The sequence below is a fragment of the Lentilactobacillus senioris DSM 24302 = JCM 17472 genome (assembly GCF_001436555.1).
Classification (GTDB): domain Bacteria; phylum Bacillota; class Bacilli; order Lactobacillales; family Lactobacillaceae; genus Lentilactobacillus; species Lentilactobacillus senioris.
In genome coordinates this window covers 414,763-437,612 of record NZ_AYZR01000008.1, presented here as the reverse complement: position 1 = coordinate 437,612, position 22,850 = coordinate 414,763, and the positions used below count along the sequence as shown (strand labels likewise).

Annotated in this window: 22 protein-coding genes; 6 read left to right on the top strand and 16 right to left on the bottom strand. The window is 38.0% G+C overall.

Annotated elements, in window-relative coordinates; translation table 11 throughout:
* Nucleotides 1-2: 2 nt before the first annotated feature.
* From mvaD to fni, 3 genes are read left to right on the top strand one after another with little or no spacing between them, the layout of a single operon-like run.
* Nucleotides 3-995: a diphosphomevalonate decarboxylase gene (gene mvaD, locus FC56_RS05515; RefSeq protein WP_056978331.1), complete on the top strand. Its 993-nt coding sequence runs from the start codon at nucleotides 3-5 to the stop codon at nucleotides 993-995.
* Between the two features lie 14 nt (nucleotides 996-1,009).
* On the top strand, nucleotides 1,010-2,089 hold the full coding sequence (locus tag FC56_RS05510; protein ID WP_056978330.1) for a phosphomevalonate kinase: 1,080 nt from the start codon (nucleotides 1,010-1,012) through the stop codon (nucleotides 2,087-2,089).
* Nucleotides 2,090-2,099: 10 nt separating this feature from the next.
* Complete coding sequence (fni, locus tag FC56_RS05505; protein ID WP_056978329.1) at nucleotides 2,100-3,137, top strand: type 2 isopentenyl-diphosphate Delta-isomerase; 1,038 nt, start codon at nucleotides 2,100-2,102, stop codon at nucleotides 3,135-3,137.
* Between the two features lie 51 nt (nucleotides 3,138-3,188).
* Here fni and FC56_RS05500 read toward each other — a convergent pair whose 3' ends face one another.
* Nucleotides 3,189-4,550, bottom strand: coding sequence for an RsmB/NOP family class I SAM-dependent RNA methyltransferase (locus FC56_RS05500; RefSeq protein ID WP_056978328.1), 1,362 nt, complete (start codon nucleotides 4,548-4,550; stop codon nucleotides 3,189-3,191).
* 78 nt (nucleotides 4,551-4,628) lie between these two features.
* Between FC56_RS05500 and FC56_RS05495 the strand changes: the two genes are divergently transcribed.
* Nucleotides 4,629-5,462 carry a Cof-type HAD-IIB family hydrolase gene (locus FC56_RS05495; RefSeq protein WP_056978327.1) on the top strand — a complete coding sequence of 278 codons (834 nt, stop codon included), beginning with the start codon at nucleotides 4,629-4,631 and terminating at the stop codon, nucleotides 5,460-5,462.
* A gap of 51 nt (nucleotides 5,463-5,513) precedes the next feature.
* On the opposite strand, the gene glpK is transcribed toward FC56_RS05495, so the two are convergent.
* From glpK to FC56_RS05480, 3 genes are all read right to left on the bottom strand, one after another.
* Nucleotides 5,514-7,019, bottom strand: a complete 1,506-nt coding sequence (gene glpK / locus FC56_RS05490; RefSeq protein ID WP_056978326.1) for a glycerol kinase GlpK — start codon at nucleotides 7,017-7,019, stop codon at nucleotides 5,514-5,516.
* A gap of 132 nt (nucleotides 7,020-7,151) precedes the next feature.
* Entirely contained in the window at nucleotides 7,152-7,340 is a 189-nt protein-coding gene (locus tag FC56_RS05485; protein WP_054669664.1) for a 2-hydroxymuconate tautomerase, read from the bottom strand.
* A 70-nt stretch (nucleotides 7,341-7,410) separates the two neighbouring features.
* The gene (locus tag FC56_RS05480; protein ID WP_054669660.1) at nucleotides 7,411-7,569 is read right to left on the bottom strand and encodes a 2-hydroxymuconate tautomerase; all 159 of its coding nucleotides are present in this window, start codon (nucleotides 7,567-7,569) and stop codon (nucleotides 7,411-7,413) included.
* Nucleotides 7,570-7,769: 200 nt separating this feature from the next.
* On the opposite strand from FC56_RS05480, the gene FC56_RS05475 reads away from it, so the two are divergent.
* On the top strand, nucleotides 7,770-9,200 hold the full coding sequence (locus tag FC56_RS05475; RefSeq protein WP_056978325.1) for a C69 family dipeptidase: 1,431 nt from the start codon (nucleotides 7,770-7,772) through the stop codon (nucleotides 9,198-9,200).
* Nucleotides 9,201-9,212: 12 nt separating this feature from the next.
* The gene (gene yjeM, locus FC56_RS05470) at nucleotides 9,213-10,697 is read left to right on the top strand and encodes a glutamate/gamma-aminobutyrate family transporter YjeM (RefSeq protein WP_056978324.1); all 1,485 of its coding nucleotides are present in this window, start codon (nucleotides 9,213-9,215) and stop codon (nucleotides 10,695-10,697) included.
* Between the two features lie 38 nt (nucleotides 10,698-10,735).
* Here the strand turns inward: yjeM and topA are convergent, their stop codons facing one another.
* The 12 genes from topA to FC56_RS05410 form a co-directional block, all read right to left on the bottom strand.
* Nucleotides 10,736-12,856: a type I DNA topoisomerase gene (topA, locus tag FC56_RS05465; RefSeq protein ID WP_056978323.1), complete on the bottom strand. Its 2,121-nt coding sequence runs from the start codon at nucleotides 12,854-12,856 to the stop codon at nucleotides 10,736-10,738.
* A 108-nt stretch (nucleotides 12,857-12,964) separates the two neighbouring features.
* Nucleotides 12,965-13,834 (bottom strand): DNA-processing protein DprA, encoded by an 870-nt coding sequence (gene dprA, locus FC56_RS05460; protein ID WP_056978322.1) that lies wholly within the window; start codon nucleotides 13,832-13,834, stop codon nucleotides 12,965-12,967.
* A 41-nt stretch (nucleotides 13,835-13,875) separates the two neighbouring features.
* Nucleotides 13,876-14,649: a ribonuclease HII gene (locus tag FC56_RS05455; RefSeq protein WP_056978321.1), complete on the bottom strand. Its 774-nt coding sequence runs from the start codon at nucleotides 14,647-14,649 to the stop codon at nucleotides 13,876-13,878.
* Nucleotides 14,642-15,499 carry a ribosome biogenesis GTPase YlqF gene (gene ylqF / locus FC56_RS05450; RefSeq protein ID WP_056978320.1) on the bottom strand — a complete coding sequence of 286 codons (858 nt, stop codon included), beginning with the start codon at nucleotides 15,497-15,499 and terminating at the stop codon, nucleotides 14,642-14,644. The genes FC56_RS05455 and ylqF overlap by 8 nt, the downstream gene beginning before the upstream one ends.
* Nucleotides 15,500-15,508: 9 nt before the next feature.
* Nucleotides 15,509-15,733: a YozE family protein gene (locus FC56_RS05445; protein ID WP_187116938.1), complete on the bottom strand. Its 225-nt coding sequence runs from the start codon at nucleotides 15,731-15,733 to the stop codon at nucleotides 15,509-15,511.
* Nucleotides 15,720-16,331 carry a YpmS family protein gene (locus FC56_RS05440; protein ID WP_056978319.1) on the bottom strand — a complete coding sequence of 204 codons (612 nt, stop codon included), beginning with the start codon at nucleotides 16,329-16,331 and terminating at the stop codon, nucleotides 15,720-15,722. The genes FC56_RS05445 and FC56_RS05440 overlap by 14 nt, the downstream gene beginning before the upstream one ends.
* Before the next feature lie 4 nt (nucleotides 16,332-16,335).
* On the bottom strand, nucleotides 16,336-17,226 hold the full coding sequence (locus tag FC56_RS05435; RefSeq protein ID WP_054669639.1) for a GDSL-type esterase/lipase family protein: 891 nt from the start codon (nucleotides 17,224-17,226) through the stop codon (nucleotides 16,336-16,338).
* Between the two features lie 115 nt (nucleotides 17,227-17,341).
* On the bottom strand, nucleotides 17,342-18,190 hold the full coding sequence (locus FC56_RS05430) for a DegV family protein (protein WP_056978318.1): 849 nt from the start codon (nucleotides 18,188-18,190) through the stop codon (nucleotides 17,342-17,344).
* A 63-nt stretch (nucleotides 18,191-18,253) separates the two neighbouring features.
* Nucleotides 18,254-18,754 (bottom strand): dihydrofolate reductase, encoded by a 501-nt coding sequence (locus FC56_RS05425; RefSeq protein ID WP_056978317.1) that lies wholly within the window; start codon nucleotides 18,752-18,754, stop codon nucleotides 18,254-18,256.
* 15 nt (nucleotides 18,755-18,769) lie between these two features.
* Complete coding sequence (locus FC56_RS05420; protein WP_056978316.1) at nucleotides 18,770-19,720, bottom strand: thymidylate synthase; 951 nt, start codon at nucleotides 19,718-19,720, stop codon at nucleotides 18,770-18,772.
* Nucleotides 19,721-19,732: 12 nt separating this feature from the next.
* Nucleotides 19,733-21,625 (bottom strand): ABC-F family ATP-binding cassette domain-containing protein, encoded by a 1,893-nt coding sequence (locus FC56_RS05415; RefSeq protein WP_056978315.1) that lies wholly within the window; start codon nucleotides 21,623-21,625, stop codon nucleotides 19,733-19,735.
* Nucleotides 21,625-22,836 (bottom strand): CCA tRNA nucleotidyltransferase, encoded by a 1,212-nt coding sequence (locus FC56_RS05410; RefSeq protein WP_056978314.1) that lies wholly within the window; start codon nucleotides 22,834-22,836, stop codon nucleotides 21,625-21,627. Before FC56_RS05410 ends, FC56_RS05415 begins: the two co-directional genes overlap by 1 nt.
* Nucleotides 22,837-22,850 lie beyond the last annotated feature (14 nt).

Here is a 22,850-nt window from a genome sequence, read left to right as displayed (position 1 = left end):
AGATGATGAATAAAAATCGCCCCGTTATTGCCAGAGCTCATACTAACATCGCACTGGTTAAATACTGGGGTAAACAAAACGAAAACTTGATTATTCCTCAAAATGATAGCCTATCACTAACTTTGGATCAATTTTATACGGATACCACCGTTACTTTTGATCCTACGCTAACTGCCGATGCTGTCCTAATAGATAATGAAGTGGCTCAAGGATCTGATTACCAACGGGTAGTTGATTTCTTAGATATTGTGCGCCAAAAAGCACAGACTCCGGATCGTTTTTTTAATGTCAATTCGGTTAATCACGTCCCCACTGCTGCTGGATTTGCTTCGTCAGCTTCAGCGTTTGCTGCTTTAGCTGCAGCCGCTAGTAGAGCGGCAGACTTAAAACTAGATCTTACTGAATTATCTCGATTAGCTCGGCGAGGATCCGGATCTGCTAGTCGTTCAATCTTTGCTGGGTTTGTCCAATGGCATACTGGTAATGACGATGAAACTTCCTACGCTGAACAGTATGCTTCTGCTGCTGACTGGGATATCGGAGTAATAGCATTAACCTTACAAAAATCACGCAAAAAAGTCTCTAGTCGCCAAGGTATGCAATTATCTGTTACTACCTCTCCTTTTTACTCTGAGTGGATTAAATTAGCTAATAGTGATATTGAGCAAATTAAGCAGGCAATTGACCAACATGATTTCACTACTGTAGGACACATTAGTGAAACTAATGCCTTAAGAATGCATGCGTTAACTCTCAGTGCTGATCCTGGATTTATTTATTTTACGGGTCAAACAATTGAAATGATAAACGAAATTCGGCAACTAAGAAAAATGGGAATTGAATGCTATGCCACAATTGATGCAGGACCCAATGTAAAGGTCCTTTGTCAAAAGGAAAATGCTAGCAAAATTATGACCCACTTTAATCAGCTTTTAGGATCGGAAAACGTTATTTATACAACTCCTGGTTCTGGCATTGAATATCTTGAAAAGTGAAAGGAAATGATTGTTTGATTTCAGCTAAAGCACCAGGAAAATTATATATTGCTGGAGAATATGCGGTTGTTGAAACTGGTAATCCTGCAATAATCGTTGCGCTTGATCAATTTGTAAATGTAACCATTGAAAAAAGTGAGAAATACGGAAGTATTGTTTCTAAACAATACCAAGACAGTTCGATTCAATGGCAGCGCCGTGGCGGTGAAATCGTTTTGGATAACCGTGACAATACTTTTAACTATATCCTATCAGCAATTCGGTTAACGGAAGAGTATGCCCAATCATTGGGGTGTAATATGGAAACATATCACCTCAAAGTCAACAGTGAATTAGACAGTCCAGATGGTAAAAAATACGGACTGGGGTCTTCAGCTGCTGTCACTGTCGCTACTATTAATGCTCTATGTCAGTTTTATGAATTACCTTTAACTAAAGACCGCCTCTTCAAGTTAGCTGCAATCGCTCATTTAGACGTTCAGGGAAATGGCTCTCTAGGAGACATTGCTGCTAGTGTCTACGGTGGTTGGATTGCTTATCGGTCATTTGATCGAGAGTGGCTTAAAAGTGCTCGTTACGAAGAAGATTTGACCAACTTGATTGATATTCCTTGGCCAGAGTTAGATATTCGGCCGCTAACCCCGCCAACCGACTTAAAACTGCTTATTGGCTGGACGGGATCACCTGCTTCTACGTCTAGACTAGTGGATAAAGTCGCCTTTAAAAAAGGCCAACAGTTAACTGGTTATCATAAGTTTTTACAAGCTAGTTCTAAGTGCTTAAATGATATTATTAGTGGATTTGAATTAAATAATCTTGAAAAGATTAAGTTAGGGATTACCCATAATCGGCAATTATTACAAAAATTATCCCGTTTAACTCAAGTGGACATTGAAACTCCACTATTAACTAAAATGTGTGAGATTGCTGAACGGCATCAGGCAGCAGCCAAAACTTCTGGGGCTGGCGGTGGTGATTGTGGCATCATGATTACCGATAAAACGGTATCTGACACTCAGTTAATTGCCGAATTACAAGCTAACGGTGTTCAAATCCTCCCCCTCGCGGTTCATATGGTAACTGATTTAGATTAGGAGAATGACAATGACTTCACAACACGAACACCGAAAAGATGAACACGTCTCTATTGCCCAGCATTTTTTTAATTCTTCCAAACCTACTTCCGATTTTGATGGCGTTCGATTTGTACCTCAACAACTAGCACGAACAGCGATTAACGATGTAGACTATCGTACTCAAATTGCGGGCGTTACTTTAAACCACCCTTTCTATATCGAAGCAATGACGGGCGGAAGTGAACAAACCGGCCGTTTAAATAAACGATTAGCTATTATCGCCAGAGAGACTGGACTGGCAATGGCGGTGGGATCTCAAAGTGTAGCGTTAAAACAACCTGAGTTAGCTGCTAGTTTTCAAGTAGTGCGGCAACAAAATCCTACCGGTGTAATAATTGCTAATATCGGAGCAGATCATTCGGGTGAAGAGGCTCAACGAGTTATAGAAATGATTAATGCTGATTTACTAGAAGTGCATGTTAATGTAGCACAGGAGTTAATCATGCCCGAAGGAAACCGGCAATTTAATTTTCGGGACAACATTCAAGACATTTTAGCCACCGTTACAGTTCCTGTAATCGTTAAAGCTGTTGGATTTGGGATGAGCCTAGAAACTCTCAATGAATTAAAGGAATTAGGCGTTCAAAATGTCAATATCAGTGGACACGGTGGCACCAATTTTGCTCAAATCGAAAACTTTAGACGCCCTAATAAGGATATGGTATACCTTACTGATTGGGGCTTATCTACTGTAGAATCTTTATTAGAAAGTCAACCAGTCCAACAGCAATTATCCATTATTGCTTCAGGTGGGGTTCAAGATCCTAGTCAAGTTGCTAAGGCGCTAGCGCTTGGAAGTTCAGCCGTGGGAGTGGCTGGTTACTTTTTGAATCAATTATTTCACTTTTCCGATGAGGAAATTATCACTAATATTAAAGAATGGCAGTACGGAGTTAAAAGTATTATGGCCATGTTAAATACGCCTACTCTAGCTGATTTGCGAAAGACTCCTCTTATCTTTAATGAAAAAATTCAAAACTATCGCCAACAGCGCAACCTAAAATAAAAAGACCTAATTAATTCCAGTCAGAATTAATTAGGTCTTTTTATTTTAATATTAAAGATTAAATCTAAATCGCTTAGGAAAGAAATTTTTCACCGTGCCGTTGACCACTTTTCCAAAACCAATTGGTTGTTGGTCATGGACTAACAGATACCAGTCTTTTGCTAAACTAGCATCACACATAAACGTTTCTCCAGCCACATATTTTTGCCATTCATCGGCAGTGATAGTTAGAACTTTTTGCCAATCAGTTGGGTGTAAAGCAAGTGCCCACGTATAACTAGGTTCAAATCTATTTTTCTTAAAAGTTCCTAGCCAAAGACCTAACCGACTGATTTTAATTCCGGTTAAGTTTGGTGTTTGTTCAGGAATACTATACAGTTGATCTTTAAAAACCACTAATTTTCCAGTCACTGGGGTGTTTAAATGAGTTTTAGCAAATTGTTGCCAAAGTTGAGCTTGCTCTTTATTTAATTCCTTCACGGCAGGATTAATATTTTTAGCGGGTTTTTGATTAACTTGAGAATCACTACCTGGTTTTCTTAACTTAGCGATGAAATGGCCTTCCCCTGGAAAAAGATGAGGAAATAGGCGAACGCAATTAGTTAAATCAGGGTTTCCATCTGCCCATTCGGGTTTCCCAGAACTCATTTGGGGGTATTTTTTCACTGGTAGAATTTCAAAACCATACTCTTTAACTAGCCAGGCAACAATTTGTTCATCTTCTTCTGGAGCAAACGTACAAGTAGAATAAATTAACTCTCCACCGGGACGTAATACTTTGACAGCATCCGTTAGAATTTCTTTTTGTCGCATAGCGCATTCTTTAGGATAATCTAATGACCAGTAGGTAGTAGCGTTCGGATCTTTTCGAAACATACCTTCTCCCGAACAAGGAGCATCTACTAATAATCTGTCAAAAAATTCCGGTAAATGTTTGGCAAGTGTTGGCGTGTCAGTATTAGTAACGATCGTATTAGTCATACCGAACCTTTCTACATTTTCAGTTAAAACCTGAGAACGAGAAGCGTCGATTTCGTTAGCTAACAAAAAACCGGTGTTATTTAAGAAGCTGCCTAAGTGGGTAGTTTTACCACCAGGCGCAGCACATAAATCTAAAACTTTTTCTCCGGGTTGAGGACTTGCTACTTCCCCTACATACATTGCGCTAGGTTCTTGGCTATATACCGCCCCACTTTGATGATCGCTAGTCTTGCCGCTAACCCGGCCGTAATAACCCCAATCACTATAAGCAATGGGATTACTCAAATCTTCTTGAACTGGGGTAGCTTGTTTTAAAGGATTGATTCGAAATCCGTGGAGGGGTTCCGTTTCAAAACTAGCTAAAAACTGGCTAGCTTCCGGTTCCTTAAATAATTGTTGGTATTTTAAAATAAAGTCCGCTGGTAACTGCATAAAGGACCTCCTGCAAGTTTTTCAATTGACTATCGACACACATTTAGATATTATAACATGATATGGGACAATATTGAGGTGATTATCATTAATAAGAAATTAATTGCGCTGGATTTAGACGGTACAACGTTAAATAACAACTCCCAATTAAGTGAACTAACAATTAAAACTCTAAAAACGGCTGTTGCTGCCGGACACGTAGTTAGTATTGTGACTGGTAGACCAAACCGAATTTCTGAACAATTTTACGACCAATTAGGATTGAAATCACCAATGATTAATTTTAATGGTAATTTGGGGATTCTTCCTCACGAACAATGGCCATTAGAATACGAATACAATGTCGACAAGGACATTGTGGCAGAATTATTGAGCAAAAATAATGAATTAGGGATTAAGCTAATTGCGATTGAAGGCCGAGATCTATTTATGGCTAATCGAGGAGCAACCATTGACATGGGCTTTTTCCCCACTATTTTAAAGGCCGGGCAACAATTAACCCATCAAAACCTACAAGACCATCACAATCCAATTAGTATCACAGTAGCTGTTGAACCCGAAGCGATGGTAACTATGACTTCATACGTGGAAACCCACTTTGGCGATCAAGTTAGCATCTCCCCTTGGGGAGGCAAGTATTCCATCGTGGAAATTGCTGCTAAGGGAATTCAAAAGGCAACTGGAGTTAAAATTCTATCAGATTACTATGGTATTTCTCAAGCTGACATTATCGCGATTGGCGATGAACATAATGATACCACTATGATTGATTATGCCGGTTTAGGAGTTGCCATGAAGAACGCAATTCCTAGCATTAAAAATGCTGCCAATATGATTACTAAGTACACCAACGAAGAAGATGGTGTTGCTAAGTTCTTAAATCATCAGTTAGATTTACAATTAGCAGAATAACTTTGCAAATTAAAAAGACCAACACCTATTTTTAGGTGTTGGTCTTTTTAGTTAATCATCGTAGTGGAACTGGATTGTAGCATTAATTGCTTTTTGCCAACCATTGTATAGGTGGTCTCTAGTGGCAGTGTTCATATTAGGAATAAATTCATCTCTAGAATGAATAGTTTGCTTGATTTCTTCAATGTCCCGCCAGAAGCCAACTGCTAGTCCGGCTAAAAAGGCTGCTCCCAAAGCGGTAGTTTCAGAAATAGAAGCTCGTTCGATTGGAGTATTTAAGATATCAGCCTGAAATTGCATAAGGTAATTATTATTAGCAGCTCCACCGTCAACCGCTAACGTTTCCAAGTCAATATTAGTTTCAGCTACCATTGTGTCAATGACATCACGAGTTTGGTAAGCAAGTGATTCCAATGTAGCTCGTACAAATTGATCTTTAGTAGTTCCCCGAGTGAGACCAAAAACAGCCCCTCTAGTTTGTTGATCCCAGTATGGAGCACCTAGCCCTGTAAAGGCTGGAACCACATAGACACCGCCACTATCATTAGCGTTAATAGCCATTTGTTCTGATTCTGAAGAATGCTCTACCATCTCCATACCATCACGAAGCCATTGAATTGCTGAACCCGCCACAAAAATACTACCTTCCAAAGCGTAGTTAATTTTGCCGTCAATTCCGTAAGCAATAGTGGTTAATAATCCTCGATTGGATAAGGTAGGAGTTTCACCAGTATTCATAACGATAAAGGCCCCAGTACCATAGGTATTTTTAATCATACCTTTTTTGAGAGCCATTTGGCCGAATAAAGCGGCTTGTTGGTCCCCAGCAATTCCAGCAATTGGAACCTGAACACCAGAGAACGTATAGCCAGCAGTGTAGCCAAAAATTTCTGAAGACGAATGAACTTCTGGTAGCATTGAGCTAGGAATATCCAAAATATCTAAAATATCTTGGTCCCATTTTAAGTCGTGAATGTTAAAAAGCATAGTCCGACTAGCATTGGTATAATCAGTAGCATGGACTTTTCCGTCAGTCAATTTCCATAAGATCCAAGTATCGATGGTCCCAAATAATAAGTCACCCTTTTGGGCCTTTTCACGCGCACCTTCAACGTGATCTAAAATCCATTTAATTTTGGTAGCTGAAAAATAAGAATCGATAATTAGTCCGGTCTTATCGTGGATTAGATCCTGATAACCGTCTACTTTTAACTTATCTGCAATATCACTAGTTTGTTTAGATTGCCAAACAATGGCATTATAAATCGGTTCACCGGTATTTTTATCCCAAATAACAGTGGTTTCTCGTTGATTAGTCATACCGATTCCGCGGACTTTATATGGTGGGATATCAGACTCAATTAGCGCTTCTGAAATAACTGACTGAACAGCATTCCAAATTTCAGTAGCGTCATGTTCTACCCAACCAGAATGTGGAAAGAACTGGGTAAATTCTTTTTGCGATTTACCGACAATCTCACCCTTATTATTAAATAAAATCGCCCGGGTACTGGTTGTACCCTCATCAATAGACATAATATATTGTTGATCGCTCATTAAAAATTCTCCGTTCTAATTTTAATAAGTATGTAGCAACCATACTGCGAAAACTAAATGATGTTAACCATTTAATTAATTAAAATCTGTTGTTAGACAGTTAAAAACCTAGGATAACCTAGGTTTTAACTATTATTTTTCGTCACTTTTTAAGATTCCACCAACACTGTAGTGGTCAGGTTGCATTTCATTTAAAATCACGTGAACATCAGAATCCTGACAACCCGTGTCTTTTACTACGGCTTTAGTCACATCACGGACTATTCCTCGTAACTGTTCTTGAGTACGTCCAGCAACCAAGTTAATTTTAACGATTGGCATAATTCCCCTCCTAAAATCATTTCAATGGTTGGCAAAATTACCTCACTGATAATGTTTTAAAGTTTATTTACTAGTTAAAATGCTCTTCATCGTGCTCATTTACAATAATATGAACACGTTCTTCTGGAACAGCAGCATTCTTAGCGATTGCTTGTGTAACATCTGCAACTAGCGCTTTAATTTGTTTAGGGTCCTGCCCTTCACGCAAGTCAATATTAACAATTGGCATAGTTACCCTCCTCGGTCACGGATTGAATCTTTCCTAATTGTACCTTAAGAAACCGTTTCATTCAAATCCTGCTTAATAATATTTAACTTTCAGAAAAGAAAGCTTAATTGTGCATATTTATGAAAGAATTTTGCAAAAAAATGATCGGATTATTTTTTATATGATAAAATTAAAAAATATCTAAAAAAGGAGAATGAAAATTGATTGAAAAACAATTATATTCGGCTTGTACAAGTATTTTAATTGGTAAAAAAGCCAGTATTGATGGCTCTATTATGATTGGTCGCAATGAAGATAGTAAAGCAGCGTGGCCGAAAAATTATATCATTCACCCTAGAGAAATGCACGTTGATTCTCAAATTTTTAAATCTAATGCTAATAAATTTACGATGCCCCTTCCTAAATTGGCTTATAAGTATTCAGCCACTCCAGAATGGACGTTAGACGAAGGCTATTTCGAAGAAGACGGAATTAATGAATTTAACGTTGCTATGAGTGCTACTGAAAGTGCTTATACTAATGACAATGTTTTAAGTATTGATCCACTAGTTGCTGATGGAATTGGTGAAGAAGCCATGCTTAACGTGGTATTGCCATACGTTAAAACGGCCCGAGAAGGTGTTTTACGATTAGGGCAAATTGTGGAACGCTATGGAACCTGTGAAACTAACGGAATTTTATTTGCTGATCTCAATGAAGCCTGGTATATGGAAACTGCTGGTGGACACCAATGGGTAGCCCAACGAATTCCCGATGATAGTTATGCAGTTGTTTCCAACCAATTGGCAATTCAAAACATTGATTTTGCTGATCCTGAAAACTTCATGTGGGCCCCTTCCATTGTTGAATTTGTAACTCAAAACAACTTAAATCCAGCTTTAGATGGGTCTTTTAACTTCAGAAATATTTTTGGAACCGATAGTTTGCAGGACCAATATTATAATTATCCACGAGTATGGTACGGGTTAAAAATGTTTTCACCTGAACTAGAATATACTCCCACTAGTAACGATATGCCGTTTATTAATAAAGCTAACCGCAAACTAAGTGTTAATGATGCCCAGGCCTATTTAGCATCTCACTACCAAGGAACTCAGTATGATCCTGTGGGGAACAGTTCAGTCGCTGATAAGAAACGATTCCGCCCCGTTAGTCTTGCTAAAACTCAAGAATCCCATGTTTTACAACTCCGTCCTAATATGCCTAAGGAAGCTGCTGGAATTCAATGGCTAGCCATGGGAGTAGCTGCCGAAAGTACTTTTGTACCATTCTACTCCGGAGCTACTCAAACCCCTGATAGTTACCATAATGCTCAAGCTACGTTTAATCCCGACAATGCTTACTGGGTTTACAAGCATGCCAGTGTTTTAGTAGACGCTCATTACGGATTATTCGAGTCCAAACTTCAGGATGCTCAAGCGGAGCTTCGGCAACATTTTGGTAAAATTATCGCCGATACGGATCAAAAGGTAATGCACTATTCTGATATCGAGTTAAAGACGTTATTGACGAAAGTTAATTTTCAAAATGCGGAATTAGGCTTAACTAAATATCGGCAATTAACTAGTGAACTAATTACTCTAGCTACTGATATGTCACCGCTTAACTACAAACACGATACGAATTTATAAGGAGTTATCTCTATGGAAAACAAAGCTAAAATTTCCTTAGTAGGACTGATCCTAATGATCTTTAGTTCTATCTATGGTTTTGCAAATACCCCTATTGCATTTGCCCAAATGGGGTACGCTAGTATTATTTGGTATATTTTCGCTGCTATTATCTTTTTCTTACCCTCTGGATTAATGTTTGCCGAATATGGAGCCGCGTTTAAGGAATCTCATGGTGGTTTTTATTCTTGGTTATCTGAATCAGTTGGTGATCGCTATGCCTTTGTAGGAACCTTTATCTGGCTTTCTACTTGGGTAATCTGGATGGTTTCAACTTCATCTAAAGTTTGGATTCCATTATCTACTTTAATTTTTGGTTCTGACCAAACTCAAAATTGGCATTTTCTAGGATTAACCTCCGTTCAAACTGTTGGTTTATTAGCCTTATGTTGGATGATTTTAGTAACATTCTTTACCACCAGAGGTGTTAAATCTATTGCCAGAATTGCTTCAATTGGTGGGGTTTTCGTAATGGTCTTAACTGGAATTTTCTTTGTTTCTTCCATTATCTTATTAATTGTTAATCATGGTGAATTACAACAACCCATCCATGGTATTTCTAGTTTTGTTAAGTCCCCTAACCCGCAATTTGGTTCGCCTATTGCGGTGATGTCATTTGTGGTGTACGCCATTTTTGCTTACGCTGGGATGGAATCTATGAGTGGTTTAGTAGATGATCTAGACCAACCAGAAAAGACTTTCCCTAAAGGAATTATGTTCGCAGCCTTTTTCATTACTATTTTTTATTCATTGTCTATCTTTCTTTGGGGGATTAATACTAACTGGACTAAAGTAATCAGTGGTGACAATGTTACGTTAGGAAACGTTACGTATGTGTTAATGAATAATTTAGGTAACTTCTTTGGACATAGTTTAGGACTTTCCAACAGTACTTCAGCAATGATTGGCTCTTTACTTTCTCGTTTCACCGGTTTAAGCATGTTCTTTGCCTACTGTGGTTCGTTCTTTATTCTTACCTATTCTCCATTAAAGTCATTTATTATGGGGTCTCCTAAAGAACTCTGGCCTAAGAGAATGACCAAACTAAATAAAGCTGGTATGCCTGCATTTGCAATGTGGCTTCAAGCTGGTATTGTAGCAGTTTTCATTCTTCTGATTGCCTTTGGTGGTGCCGGGGCTCAAAAATTCTACCTAATCCTAACGGACATGGGAAACATCTCAACTTCAGTTCCATTCTTATTTCTAATTGGTGCCTTTCCATTCTTTAAGAAGAAACAAAATATCGAACGACCTTTTGTAGCCTATAAAAATCCCATCATTACTAATTTGATTGTGACCGTTATTTTAATTGTAATTTCTCTAGGAATTATCTTTACTGCATTGCAACCAATCTTAGCGCATGATTATGTTACTGCGTTCTGGACAATTATGGGACCACTATTCTTCGGAAGCGTGGCTTTGATCTTCTATTCCTTCCGTAGTGGAAAAAATAAATAATAAAAAAGCAATTCGAAATTATTCGAATTGCTTTTTTATTATTTTTGGGGAGTTTCTTCATAGTCGCCATTAGGACAAACAACCTGAGTTCCACCCTTAATTTTCTTTTCTACTAAGAAATGTTGATCTTTAGGACAATTACGTCCTACTGGTTTATCCCAGGAAACAAAATCACATTCTGGAAAGCGTGAACAACCATAAAAGACCCGATTCTTCTTAGATTTACGTTCAATCACTTGGCCTTCATGACATTTAGGACAAGTAACTCCAATTTCTTTGACAATCGCTTTTGTATTACGACAATCAGGGAAACGAGAACAAGCATGAAATTTACCATAGCGCCCCATCTTAACTACCATTGGTGCCCCACAGATATCACAGTTAAACCCAGCAGGCTCATCTTTGATTTGCACTTTTTCCATATTTTCAGTGGCTTTTTGCACTTCCGTTGAAAATGGTTGGTAAAACTCATCAATTACTTTAACCCAGTTTTCTTGACCTTCTTCAATTTCATCTAGTTCATTTTCTAGATTAGCAGTAAAGTCAACGTTAACAATATCTGGGAAATAATCTACGATAATAGAATTAACAATTTCACCTAATTCGGTAGGTTCAAAACGTTTACCGACTAATTTAACGTAATAACGACGTTGGATAGTTTCTAGAGTTGGAGAATAGGTTGATGGTCTTCCCACCCCTTTTTCTTCCAAGGTTTTAATCAACGTAGCTTCGCTATAACGAGCAGGCGGCTGAGTGAAATGTTGATCCGGATTATTATTAACCAAATCGACTTGATCGCCAACTGCCAAGTCAGGAAGTAAATTATCCTTTTCTTTGCCATCGCCGTAAATTTTTAAGAACCCATCAAACTTCATTTTAGAACCATTGGCTCTAAAGATTACGTTGTTTTGTTCAATAGTAACCGTCATGGTATCCATAACTGCCGGGGTCATTTGACTGGCAACGAATCGAGACCAAATCATTTGGTATAACCGGAATTGGTCTTTAGTTAAGTATTCTTTAACGCTATCTGGAGTTCTAAATACGGAAGTTGGCCGAATAGCTTCATGGGCATCCTGAGCTCCTTCAGGTAACTTACCTTTAATGGGCTTAGTAGCAGCGTATTGCTCGCCTAATTCATTGTGAAGGTATTGGGCTGCCTCGTGCTTAGCAATAGCTGAGATTCGCGTAGAATCAGTTCTCATATAGGTAATCAAACCTTGATTACCTTCCTTACCCAAATTAATTCCTTCATATAATTGTTGGGCGGCCATCATGGTTTTTCTAGTTCGGTAATTTAATTTCCGGTTAGCTTCTTGTTGCATGGTACTGGTAGTAAATGGTGGCTGAGGTTGACGCTTGCGTTCTTTTTTAGTGACCTTAGTAATATCAAATGGCGCCTTTGGATCCAATTGTTTAAGAATCTCTTGAACAACTTCATTATTTGGTAGGTCTTTTTTCTTGCCGTTAACTCCATAAAACGAAGCTTTAAACTTAGAACGGCCCTTCTGAAACTCGGAATCAATGGTCCAATATTCTTCAGGCTTAAAAGCAGTGATTTCTTTTTCTCGTTCGATAATCAACCATAAAGCAATGGATTGAACTCGACCAGCACTTAATCCCTTTTTTACTTTTTGCCATAATAATGGAGAAATAGAATAGCCTACTAACCGGTCTAAAATTCTTCGAGCCTGTTGGGCATCAACTAAATCCATATCAATACTTCTAGGGTGATTGAATGATTCCTTCACCGCATCTTTAGTAATTTCGTTGAAAACAACCCGGTTATCATCATTAGGATCTAACTTCAGAATATGGGATAAGTGCCAAGCAATTGATTCACCTTCACGATCCGGATCGGCTGCTAAATACACTTTCTTAGCTTTTTTAGCGGCACTTCTTAGTTCTTTAATCGTATCGCCCTTACCACGAATAGAGATGTAGTGAGGATCGTAATCATGTTCAATATCTACTCCCATAGAACTCTTAGGTAGATCACGAACGTGACCTTTGCTGGCAATTACTTTATAAGAGCGGCCTAAGTACTTTTCGATGGTTTTAGCCTTGGCTGGTGACTCAACAATTACCAAGTTCTTTTTGGCAGGTTTTCTTTTAACTTTTGGTTTGGTTTTCTTTTTAGTTGTTGTACTAGTTACCATTATGTCTCCTTAGGTAATTTTTTGATTTTAGATGTTTAAATTAATGTATATAATAGTAGAAATTTTAAAAACGAATCTACCACATAATATTGCAGCTTTTAGAAACTGTCAACTAACAAACTCTTCTAATAGGTCTTGAGTATTCAAGACTGGTTTAGCTCCAGCAGCAATTAGTTCATTAGTACCAACGGATAAGGCACTGGTTATAGGTCCTGGAAGTGCTAAAACATTGCGATTGTTTTGCAATGCTAGATTTGCCGTAATTAAGCTTCCGGACCGTTGAGCAGCTTCAGTTACCAAAATAGTTTCTACTAGGCCGGAGATTATCCTATTCCTTTCGGGGTAGTGACTTCTATACCCACGAGTGCCATTTGGATATTCGCTAATTAATAAATGATTAGCAGCAATGTATCGCTGTAGCTTTTGATTGCTAATTGGATAACAAATGTCCATTCCAGTACCAATAACGGCAATGGTTTTACCACGCTGTTGAATGGCTCTAGTATGAGCTAATGTATCAGCCCCTTTAGCTAGTCCAGATACAACTACTAATTGGCGACAGCAAATAGGAGTTAGTAATTTATTCAAAGCATGAACTGAATACAGGCTAGCTTTTCTAGATCCAACGATAGCTAAGGTCGTTTTATGAACTAATTGCCAGTTACCTCGATAAAACACAATAATTGGCGGTAAATAACTTTCTTTCAATCGCACAGGATAGTCATTATCGCAAATACAAACCCATTGTTCATTATCAACTAATCGATTTATTAGTTGTTGATCCGTTAACAACCGATTAAAACTGCGTTCAAACACAGCCTGATATTTAGGAGCAATGATTCCTGCTTGAATAATGGTTTTTGCGGTTACTTTACTTAAAAATGGTTGTGTTAATAAGAAACGATACGCTAAATAACGGCCCTTAATACCAATTCCCTTACTTAAATGGACTCTTAAAAGCAAATCTCGTAATTTCATCGTTTAACCCCTTTTAAAGGATAAATACGATAAATTAAGCGTTACTTCATGAATTTTTTGACCGGACTAAAGGATTGGCGGTGGATTGGAGTCACCCCGTATAATTCCAACCCGGTTAGATGCTCTTTAGTCCCATATCCATCATTATTTTCAAACCCATAACCCGGATATTGCTGAGCATATTGACTCATAATTTGATCTCGATACACTTTAGCCACAATGCTAGCAGCACTGATACTGATGCTTTTAGCATCACCTTTGATTAAAGATAGTTGCGGAATCACCGTATTAATTTTCATCGCATCAATAATTAATTGTTCTGGTGCTTGCGTTAAGTTAGATAGTGCCTCTTGCATCGCCAATTTAGCCGCTTCATAAATATTAACCCGATCAATTATCGTGTTATCAATTTCGCCAATACCAATTCCTAATGCTTCTTGTTGGATTAATGGCGCTAAATTAGCCCGTTGATTAGCAGATAGTTGTTTAGAATCGTTAACTTCGATTAAATCAAAATTCTTCGGTAAAATCACTGCGGCAGCCACTACCGGACCGGCTAATGGTCCCCGACCTACTTCGTCGATGCCAGCAACATAATTAATTCCCTGATGCCAAAATTCTTGTTCATACTTAAAACGATTTTGAAATTCAATTTGGCGTTCTTGCTGCTTATGTAACCGTCGTTCATTTTTAACGATGGCTTTTTGAACTCCTGAGCGAGGATCTGTTTTTAACCTCAAAAAAAGGGGATCGTTGAGCGAATCCACCTTTTTTAATTGTTCTTCAATTTGTTTAACCGTTAACTGTTCACTCATTATCAATATCCTCTAACGTATCCAAAGTAAAGGGGCCTACCTTTTTACTTCGCATATCCAAAATAATTCTGTTAGAAGCGCGTTCATAGTCATCACGCATACCGATGTTTTTAGTAATTAAAAGTAACAAGTCAGCGGTTGGCAGCTCTAAATCTTCTTCAGTTAACTTATACCGTTCCTGTAAAGCTTGAGGATAATGAGCCACAAAATATTCTAAGCCAAATAGGGCGATATCATCACTGTGGTAGACGCTATCCTTGATGGCTCCGGTCAATGCTAATTTATCTGCAATTAATTGATCTTGGAATTTAGGCCATAAAATTCCTGGAGTATCTAACAATTCCAAGTGATTATCGGCTTTGAGCCACTGTTGACCCTTAGTCACCCCCGGACGATTCCCCACTTGAGCAGCCCGCCGTTTAACTAAACGGTTTAATACCGTAGACTTACCAACGTTAGGGACACCTACGGCAATGGCTCTAATTGGCCGAGGCTTCATTCCCTTAGCTAGTTCACGTTCTAATTTATCCTTTAATAACGGATTGATGGCGGTTAAAATATCTTTCACTCCAAATTTGCCTTTAGCATCCACTGCAATCGCAGCACTATTTTGACTGTGAAAATAATTAAGCCACTGTCTAGTTAATTTTTCGTCTGCCAAATCTCGTTTAGTTAGGATATACAGATGGGGCTTATTTGCCGAAATACGAGCAATTTCGGGGTTCAAAGTAGAATATGGAGCTCTAGCATCCACTAGTTCGAATACGATATCTACTAATGAGATGTTTTCTTCAAATTCCCGGATTGCTTTTGCCATGTGGCCCGGAAACCACTGAATTGTTACTGCCATAGTAACCTCCTAATTTGTTTCAATAAACTCCGTCCAAGCCTCATCAAAAATTATCATGCTAGGAAGGTAGTTCGCATTTTCTTCTAGGTACTTAGATAACTCATCAAAGTCAGTGGACTGTTTTGGAAACGACTGATCATAAAATGCATTGTTAGCAAACTCCGCAACTGATTCAGTGCTACTTGGGTTTCTTTTAGTCATTAAAAATTGATAAAAACTTTTACGCATTCCCAGCCTCCACATCAGTCTTTGGAATTAACATTTCAAACTTAAATTTACCAGCGCCACTGGTATCAATTTCTTTAGCTTTGTAGTTAATTCCGTCACTATTCATATGAGTAATGTCTAAATAAATTTCGTGCTTATTAGCATTCATAGTTACCCATTCTGGCAAGTCATAGTTATTTTGAATAAACAACATCACAAAACTAATTGGTAATTGTAATTTGCCTACCGACAATTTTGTTGCTTTTAGGGTTACGTTACCATTGGCTTCAGCTTTAGGGGTTAAGAATAGTGAGTAGTTTACGTTACTGCCCAAAACTTTTACAGAGCCGTAAATGATTACTTGATCTTCTATCTTCACTTGGTATTGGTTAGTACTGTTTACCTGCCGTTTGTCCAAATAATAAGCTACTAATGAATTTAACTGTTTTTTATTTAAGGTTGCCGATGTCGGAACCGAATCCGTTTGATTAGCAGACTCTGTCACTGGTGACTCAGAATTGGAAAAAGCTAGAATGGCCGCTGTTGCTACCCCAACTACTAAAATAGCCAATAAGCCCAAAAATGCCCACTTCCATGGATTACGTTGTCGATTTTCACTTCGCATGTTGTTATTTCTCCTTTAGCCAATTTTCATGGCTGGTCATTGATTTATACAGATCATTAGTCATAATTTGATAGCCTTTATGATTAGGGTGAAAATGATCATCGTTAGATAGATAATCATTAATTTCTTTTCCAGAACCACTGAAAATAGTTGAGATGGAATTAGTATCTAAGGTTAAACTAGAATTAACTTTATTCGAATCATTTTTTAATTTTGCCCGCTGTTCAGCGGTGTGGTACTGGCCATTAGATAGTTGATCATCGATAGCCACAAAATACACCCATTTGTTTTGAGACACCGTTTTTTGTGCAGTTTGATTCCATTTAGTCACTGTCTGGGTTAATAAGTTGACTTGAGGAAAATAAACATACAACGGATTATATATACCAAATAGATAAATATTGGCCTTAGGATTTAGTTTACGTACATTGGTCAATAATTCTTGCAAATTAGCTTGATAATCCTTCGCTGCAAGATTAACTTTTTGCGTTAATTTACTAGTATCAGTTTCTAAAGCATTAGCTTTAAAAAATGCCAATAAATCATTACCACCGGTAGTAATGGTAACCACATTAGCCTTCTTAATGCCAGTTTTTACCTTGTTATTTTTAACAACTCGCGCATTAATTTGCTCAGTAGTCTCACCAGCAATGCCATAATTAGAACTTTTGACAATTGCTTTTTTTTCTTTAGTTATTTTCTTCGAAATTAAAGTAGGATAACCACCCTGGTTGCCATCACCAATTCCCTGAGTTAAAGAATCACCTACCGCTGTGATTTGAATGTGCGGAACTTGAGTTGTTTTTACAAAATACATCCCGGCTAAAATCACACCAATAATAGCGATGACTCCTATACTGATTAACCAGCGATGTGTATTTTGTTTAGCTACCATTAAATTTTACCACTCCTCTTTTAAACTAATTCGGTTTAAATCATAGACTAATCTATCAGCATTTTAAACCTAAAAAAAGACTGGTCAAATAATTTTGGTCAGTCTTTTACAAAATTTAGCGAGGATCGTTGTAATACATTAAAGCAAAAGCCCCTTCACCAGCATGAGTTGCAATGATTGGTGTTGTTTTTCGAAAAACAAAAGGAACCGTTGGGAAGGCTTGCTTAATTTGATTAACTAACTCGGTAATTAATTCTGATTCTGTTACGTAAGAAATACCAATTTGCTGAATATTTTCTAAGGATTGCATATCTGCCAAAACACCTTGGAAAAATTTTTTAACGGACTTATTTCCGCGACCTTTAGATAAAATTTTAATTTTACCATCGGTAACTTCCAACACTAATTTAATGTTCAAAAAGTTAGTAATCGCACCGGCCACTGGATGGAGCCGGCCGCCCTTAACGATGTTATCAAGGGTCATAACTCCCATATATAAGAAACTGTGATCACGAACAAATTCAGTTTCAGCAATTACTGCTTGCATATCAGCGCCTGTTTGGGCTTTCTTTGCGGCTGCAATTACTTGAAAGGCCAAGTCCCGATCGGTGGTTTGGCTATCAATAACGGTAACGTCTGAGCTACTTAAAGTTGCTGCTTGTTCAGCTGAATGAACCGTACCACTAATCGTTTCCGTCATATTTATAGAAAGAATTTGACTGCCGTCAGCTCCTAATTCGTTGAAAACATCAACAAACTTGCCAACTGGTGGTTGGCTAGTCTTGGGAAGCGTTTTGCTAGTCAACATTTTATCGATGAATTCATCGTTAGTAATGTTTTCATGTTCTACATAGATCGTATCATCAATCATTACCGTTAAAGGAATGATTGTAATATCGTATTGCTTTATTTCTTCTTCGGTTAACCCGGCAGAGGAATCAGTCACAATTTTGATGTTTGCCATTGAGTCCACTCGTTTCTTTAATTTTCTAAGACCATATGAATTATTATAGCAGACAACCTAACATTATTCATCACCGTTTGTTATGCGTTGGTAAACTTCAAATTGATAGTTATAAGGATTATCTGTATCTGCTTTAAATTCTTGTTTAGATAGTAGTTCAAATTCACTGTAGTTAATTACTGGCATAAAGGTATCGCCAATAAACGTATCATTAATCGTAGTAACGTATAGCCGATCAACATACGGTAAAAGTTGTTTAAAAACAGTTGCCCCGCCAGAAATGAAGTATTCCGTTTCTGGATCGTTTTTAATTAGGGTTAATAGTTGTTCTAATTCGTGAACCACCGTTACTTCTTCTGGGAAGTCGTCATTTTGTGCTAAAACAATATTTTGGCGCCCAGGTAACACTCCCGGATAACTCTTAAAAGTGTTTGCGCCTGAAACCAAGGGGTGCCCCATAGTGGTGTCCTTAAAGTATTTAACATCAGCAGGTAGCCGCCAAGGTAGGTGATTATTCTTACCGATTAAGCCGTTAAGATCTTCCGCCCAAATAAATGAAATCATGTTGTTGCTCCTTTTCTATACTGCTACCGGCGCTTTAATTGCCGGTGCGGGATCATAGTCAGTTACTTTAATATCTGCCATCGTAAAATCAGCAACGTTGATTTTGTCGGGATTAAGCCATAATTTGGGCCCCGTCTTAGGCGTCCGACTTAATTGTTCCTTGACTTGTTCTAAATGATTTAAATAAATATGAGCGTCCCCTAAGGTATGAATAAACTCACCGGGCTCTAATCCGGTTTGTCGAGCAATCAAACTAGTTAATAACGCATAACTAGCAATGTTAAACGGCACCCCTAAGAAAATATCACCAGAACGTTGATACAATTGACAGCTTAATTTACCATCCGCAACGTAAAATTGAAACATTGTGTGACAAGGAGGTAATGCCATAGTTGGAATATCCTCTGGATTCCAAGCAGAAACAATTAGGCGTCTAGAATCCGGATTAGTTTGAATGGCATTAATCACATCTTGAATTTGATCGATGGTTTGGCCATTAGCAGTTTGCCACTTGCGCCATTGACTACCATAAACTAATCCTAGATCACCGTATTGAGCAGCAAATTGGTCGTCGTTTAGAATGCGATCACAAAAAAGTTGCTTTTGCTCTTGATATTCCTTTGCAAAGGCTAAATCATGTTCTGCTCTGTGAGCAAAATTAGTCATATCAGGTCCCTGATAATCATTAGAGTTTACGAATTTTTCAAAAGCCCACTCATCCCAAATATGGTTTTTATGCTCTAGCAGAAAACGAATATTGGTATCACCTTTTAAAAACCAAAGCAGTTCACTTTTAATTAATCCAAATGGAACTTTTTTAGTGGTTAATAGCGGAAAACTGTCTTGTAAATCAAATCGCATCTGGTAACCAAAAGTACTTAGAGTACCAGTATTGGTTCGATCCATTTTTTTAGTCCCGTGTTCTAATACGTAACGCTCCAGTTGTAGGTATTGCTCTTCATTCAATCTAGTAACCTCCTAATTAACAAATTGACTAAGGTATTCCCAACGTTCCATCTTGGAATTGATCTTTTCATCTAATTGATCTTTTAATTGCTGTAATTCGGCTAATTTCCCGTAATCGTCACTATTTTCTTGCATTTGCTGATCGGCAACGTCCTTTTGGGTTTCTAGATCGTCAATATCATCTTCTAGATGATCCCATTCCATTTGTTCAGCATAGGTTAGTTTGGTTTTAGTTTTTACTTTAGGTTCTTCTGCCACGGTGCTTGATTCTGCTTTTTTAGTCGGAGCAGTCTTTTCACTATTAGGTTGATCTAGTTCACTTAAGAAGTCAGTAAAAACTCCTCGATGCTCTGATATCACACCGTTACCCTTAAAGAAAAGCAGTCGATTAGCAACTTTATCTAGGAAGTAACGGTCATGAGATACTGTAATGACGGTGCCGTTAAAGTTAGAAATATAGTCTTCCAAGACAGTTAAGGTAGCAATATCTAAATCATTAGTTGGCTCATCCAGTAGTAATACATTGGGCTGTTCCATTAGTAGTTTTAACAGATACAAGCGCCGTTTTTCACCACCGGATAACTTTCTGATTAACGTTCCATGCATAAATTTAGGGAATAAGAACTGTTCTAGCAATTCAGCAACACTAATTTTTTGCCCGCTCTTGGTACTAACCTGTTGACCAATTTCAGATAAGTAGGTAATTACCCGTTTATCTTCTGGAATAGGTTCAATTTGCTGAGTATAGTAAGCTAATTTGACGGTTTCACCAACTTTTAATATTCCACTATCCAAGGGTAATCGTTGTGCTAAGACATTCAGCAAACTAGACTTGCCGGCGCCGTTTTCACCACTGATTCCGATTCGTTCGGCTCCTTGAATCAAAATATTAAAGTCCTTTAAGATCACTTTATTATCAATAGTTAAATTACCATCTTGAATTTCAAAAACTTGTTTACCTAAACGTTGTTGGCCTAAGTTAATGTCAACAGAATCTTCTAACTGTAAAGTGTTCACATTATCTTTCAATTCATTAAACCGGTTAATTCTGGCTTGTTGCTTCGTAGAGCGCGCCTTCGCCCCTGCCTTCATCCAGTCTAATTCACTCTTATACAATTGTTGACGCTTATGTTCAGCTGCGACTTCACCTTCTACTCGTTCTGCTTTTAATCGTACATAATCTTGGTAATTACCTTGATACTTATGCAATTTTCCAAAAGACAATTCCCAAATTTGGTTAGCAACCCGGTCTAAGAAGTACCGATCATGGGTTACTAGTAAGATAGCTCCTTTATAGGCTGCTAAATACTTTTCCAACCAAGCGATGGAGTCAAAATCCAGGTGGTTAGTTGGCTCATCTAATAATAATAAATCCGGAGATTGAATTAATACTTGGGCTAATCCCACTCGCCGTTTTTGGCCACCAGAAAGATTTTTAATTTTTTGATCGTAATCAGTAATTTTAAGCTGAGTTAAAATGGTTTTTACTTCATTTGAAGCGTTCCAAGCATCATCTTCATTCATCTTAGCTTCAGCATTTTCATACTGTTTCTGTAATTTTTCGTCTTCTGGATGGGCTGAGTATTTTGTAAGGACTTCTTCGTAGTGGCGAATAGTTTGATACACTCGCTGAGCACCAGCGAACACTGCTTCCATGATGGTCATATCTTCTGGCAAATCTGGATCTTGACGTAAATAAGCCACACTATATGAATTAGAAGTGGTGATGGTTCCAGTAAAATCATGATCAGATTCCACTAATGAATTTAATAAAGAAGATTTTCCAGTACCATTGGTACCAATTAACCCAATTCGATCTTTTTCGTTAATAATAAAGTTTAAATCATCGAATAAGGTTTTCTCCCCATATGTTTTAGTTAGATTATCAACTCTCATGGTTTGCATTATTTCGATATCTCCTGTACATAATTTTTAGCTGCCAATACTAACAAATCCGGTTCATTTGCTAAGTCGCCCGCCACTACTTGTTGTTCCAAGTAACTTAAAACCTGGCCTAATACGGGACCAGCAGTAACGATTTGATTTTGCATTAGTTCTTTGCCTGAAATAGTTAATTGCTTTTTTTGGGTAATCACTAATTGGTCGTAGTGCTGAAGTAGATCAGGACGGTAGGGCATGTTTAACCAACGACTAACGGCTAAAGCATCCAGGACGTTTTGTCTTCCTGCTACATATAGATCCCAATTAGAAACGGTTTGGCTTTTAATCACCGTCAATAACTGAACCATTTCGGTAACGTCCTTAACGATTTTATTAGCCGTTTTCCATTTTTTTAGCCAATCACTGACTTGAGAAGCGGAAATGCCCAATGTCATAGCCAGAAAACTCCAGACCTGGTTTTCGTTAGCTAGTTCAAATTTTTGGTCGGCTAAAGGTCTTAATTCACTAACACGTTCATTTAGCCCTGGTAGGTATTGGTAAAGTTTAGTAGATATTAATTGCTCTACGCCCTGGCTGGCTGCCTGCCCCATCATTAATTTGACGAATTCTTCGTGAATTCGTTCCATAGCAATCTTAGTAAGCAATTCTGCTTGGCTAGCAATCGCTTGTTTAGTTTCTGCTTCAATTTGAAAGTTAAGTTGGCTACTAAACCGTACGGCTCTCATCATCCGTAAAGCATCCTCGTGAAATCTAGCAGCTGGATCACCGACTGCTTTAATAACATGATCATTAAGATCTGTTAATCCCCCAAACAAGTCAGTTACCACACCCTTAGCATTCATGGCTAATGCATTAATTGTGAAATCACGACGCATTAAATCCTCAGCTAATGAGCGGACGAATGTCACTTGATCCGGTCTACGGTAATCCTGATAACCACTTTCAGTTCGAAAAGTAGTTACTTCATATCCATGACCATGATCTAAAATCATCACAGTACCGTGTTGAATCCCGGTATCCACCGTTTTTTTAAATAAATTTTTGACTTCTGCAGGATACGCACTAGATGCAATATCCACATCGTGAATCGGTTTATTTAAAATGGTATCCCTAACTGACCCTCCTACAAAATAAGCTTCAAAGCCCGCGGCAGTAATGGTTGTTAAAATAGGTAACGCTTGTTTAAATTCTTCCGGCAGTTGTTTTAGTTGCACTTTTTAGGGCCTCC

Bases quoted from the DNA above. Each gene is read 5' to 3' on its own strand.
- FC56_RS05430 (WP_056978318.1), bottom strand. From the start codon at position 18,190: ATGGCAAACATCAAAATTGTGACTGATTCCTCTGCCGGGTTAACCGAA.
- FC56_RS05435 (WP_054669639.1), bottom strand. From the start codon at position 17,226: ATGGTAGCTAAACAAAATACACATCGCTGGTTAATCAGTATAGGAGTC.
- FC56_RS05455 (WP_056978321.1), bottom strand. From the start codon at position 14,649: ATGAGTGAACAGTTAACGGTTAAACAAATTGAAGAACAATTAAAAAAG.
- glpK (WP_056978326.1), bottom strand. From the start codon at position 7,019: ATGAGCGATCAACAATATATTATGTCTATTGATGAGGGTACAACCAGT.
- FC56_RS05440 (WP_056978319.1), bottom strand. From the start codon at position 16,331: ATGCGAAGTGAAAATCGACAACGTAATCCATGGAAGTGGGCATTTTTG.
- topA (WP_056978323.1), bottom strand. From the start codon at position 12,856: ATGGTAACTAGTACAACAACTAAAAAGAAAACCAAACCAAAAGTTAAA.
- FC56_RS05480 (WP_054669660.1), bottom strand. From the start codon at position 7,569: ATGCCAATTGTTAATATTGACTTGCGTGAAGGGCAGGACCCTAAACAA.
- FC56_RS05485 (WP_054669664.1), bottom strand. From the start codon at position 7,340: ATGCCAATCGTTAAAATTAACTTGGTTGCTGGACGTACTCAAGAACAG.
- FC56_RS05425 (WP_056978317.1), bottom strand. From the start codon at position 18,754: ATGATTTCATTTATTTGGGCGGAAGATCTTAACGGCTTAATCGGTAAG.
- ylqF (WP_056978320.1), bottom strand. From the start codon at position 15,499: ATGGCAGTAACAATTCAGTGGTTTCCGGGCCACATGGCAAAAGCAATC.
- fni (WP_056978329.1), top strand. From the start codon at position 2,100: ATGACTTCACAACACGAACACCGAAAAGATGAACACGTCTCTATTGCC.
- mvaD (WP_056978331.1), top strand. From the start codon at position 3: ATGATGAATAAAAATCGCCCCGTTATTGCCAGAGCTCATACTAACATC.
- FC56_RS05500 (WP_056978328.1), bottom strand. From the start codon at position 4,550: ATGCAGTTACCAGCGGACTTTATTTTAAAATACCAACAATTATTTAAG.
- dprA (WP_056978322.1), bottom strand. From the start codon at position 13,834: ATGAAATTACGAGATTTGCTTTTAAGAGTCCATTTAAGTAAGGGAATT.
- yjeM (WP_056978324.1), top strand. From the start codon at position 9,213: ATGGAAAACAAAGCTAAAATTTCCTTAGTAGGACTGATCCTAATGATC.
- FC56_RS05415 (WP_056978315.1), bottom strand. From the start codon at position 21,625: ATGCAAACCATGAGAGTTGATAATCTAACTAAAACATATGGGGAGAAA.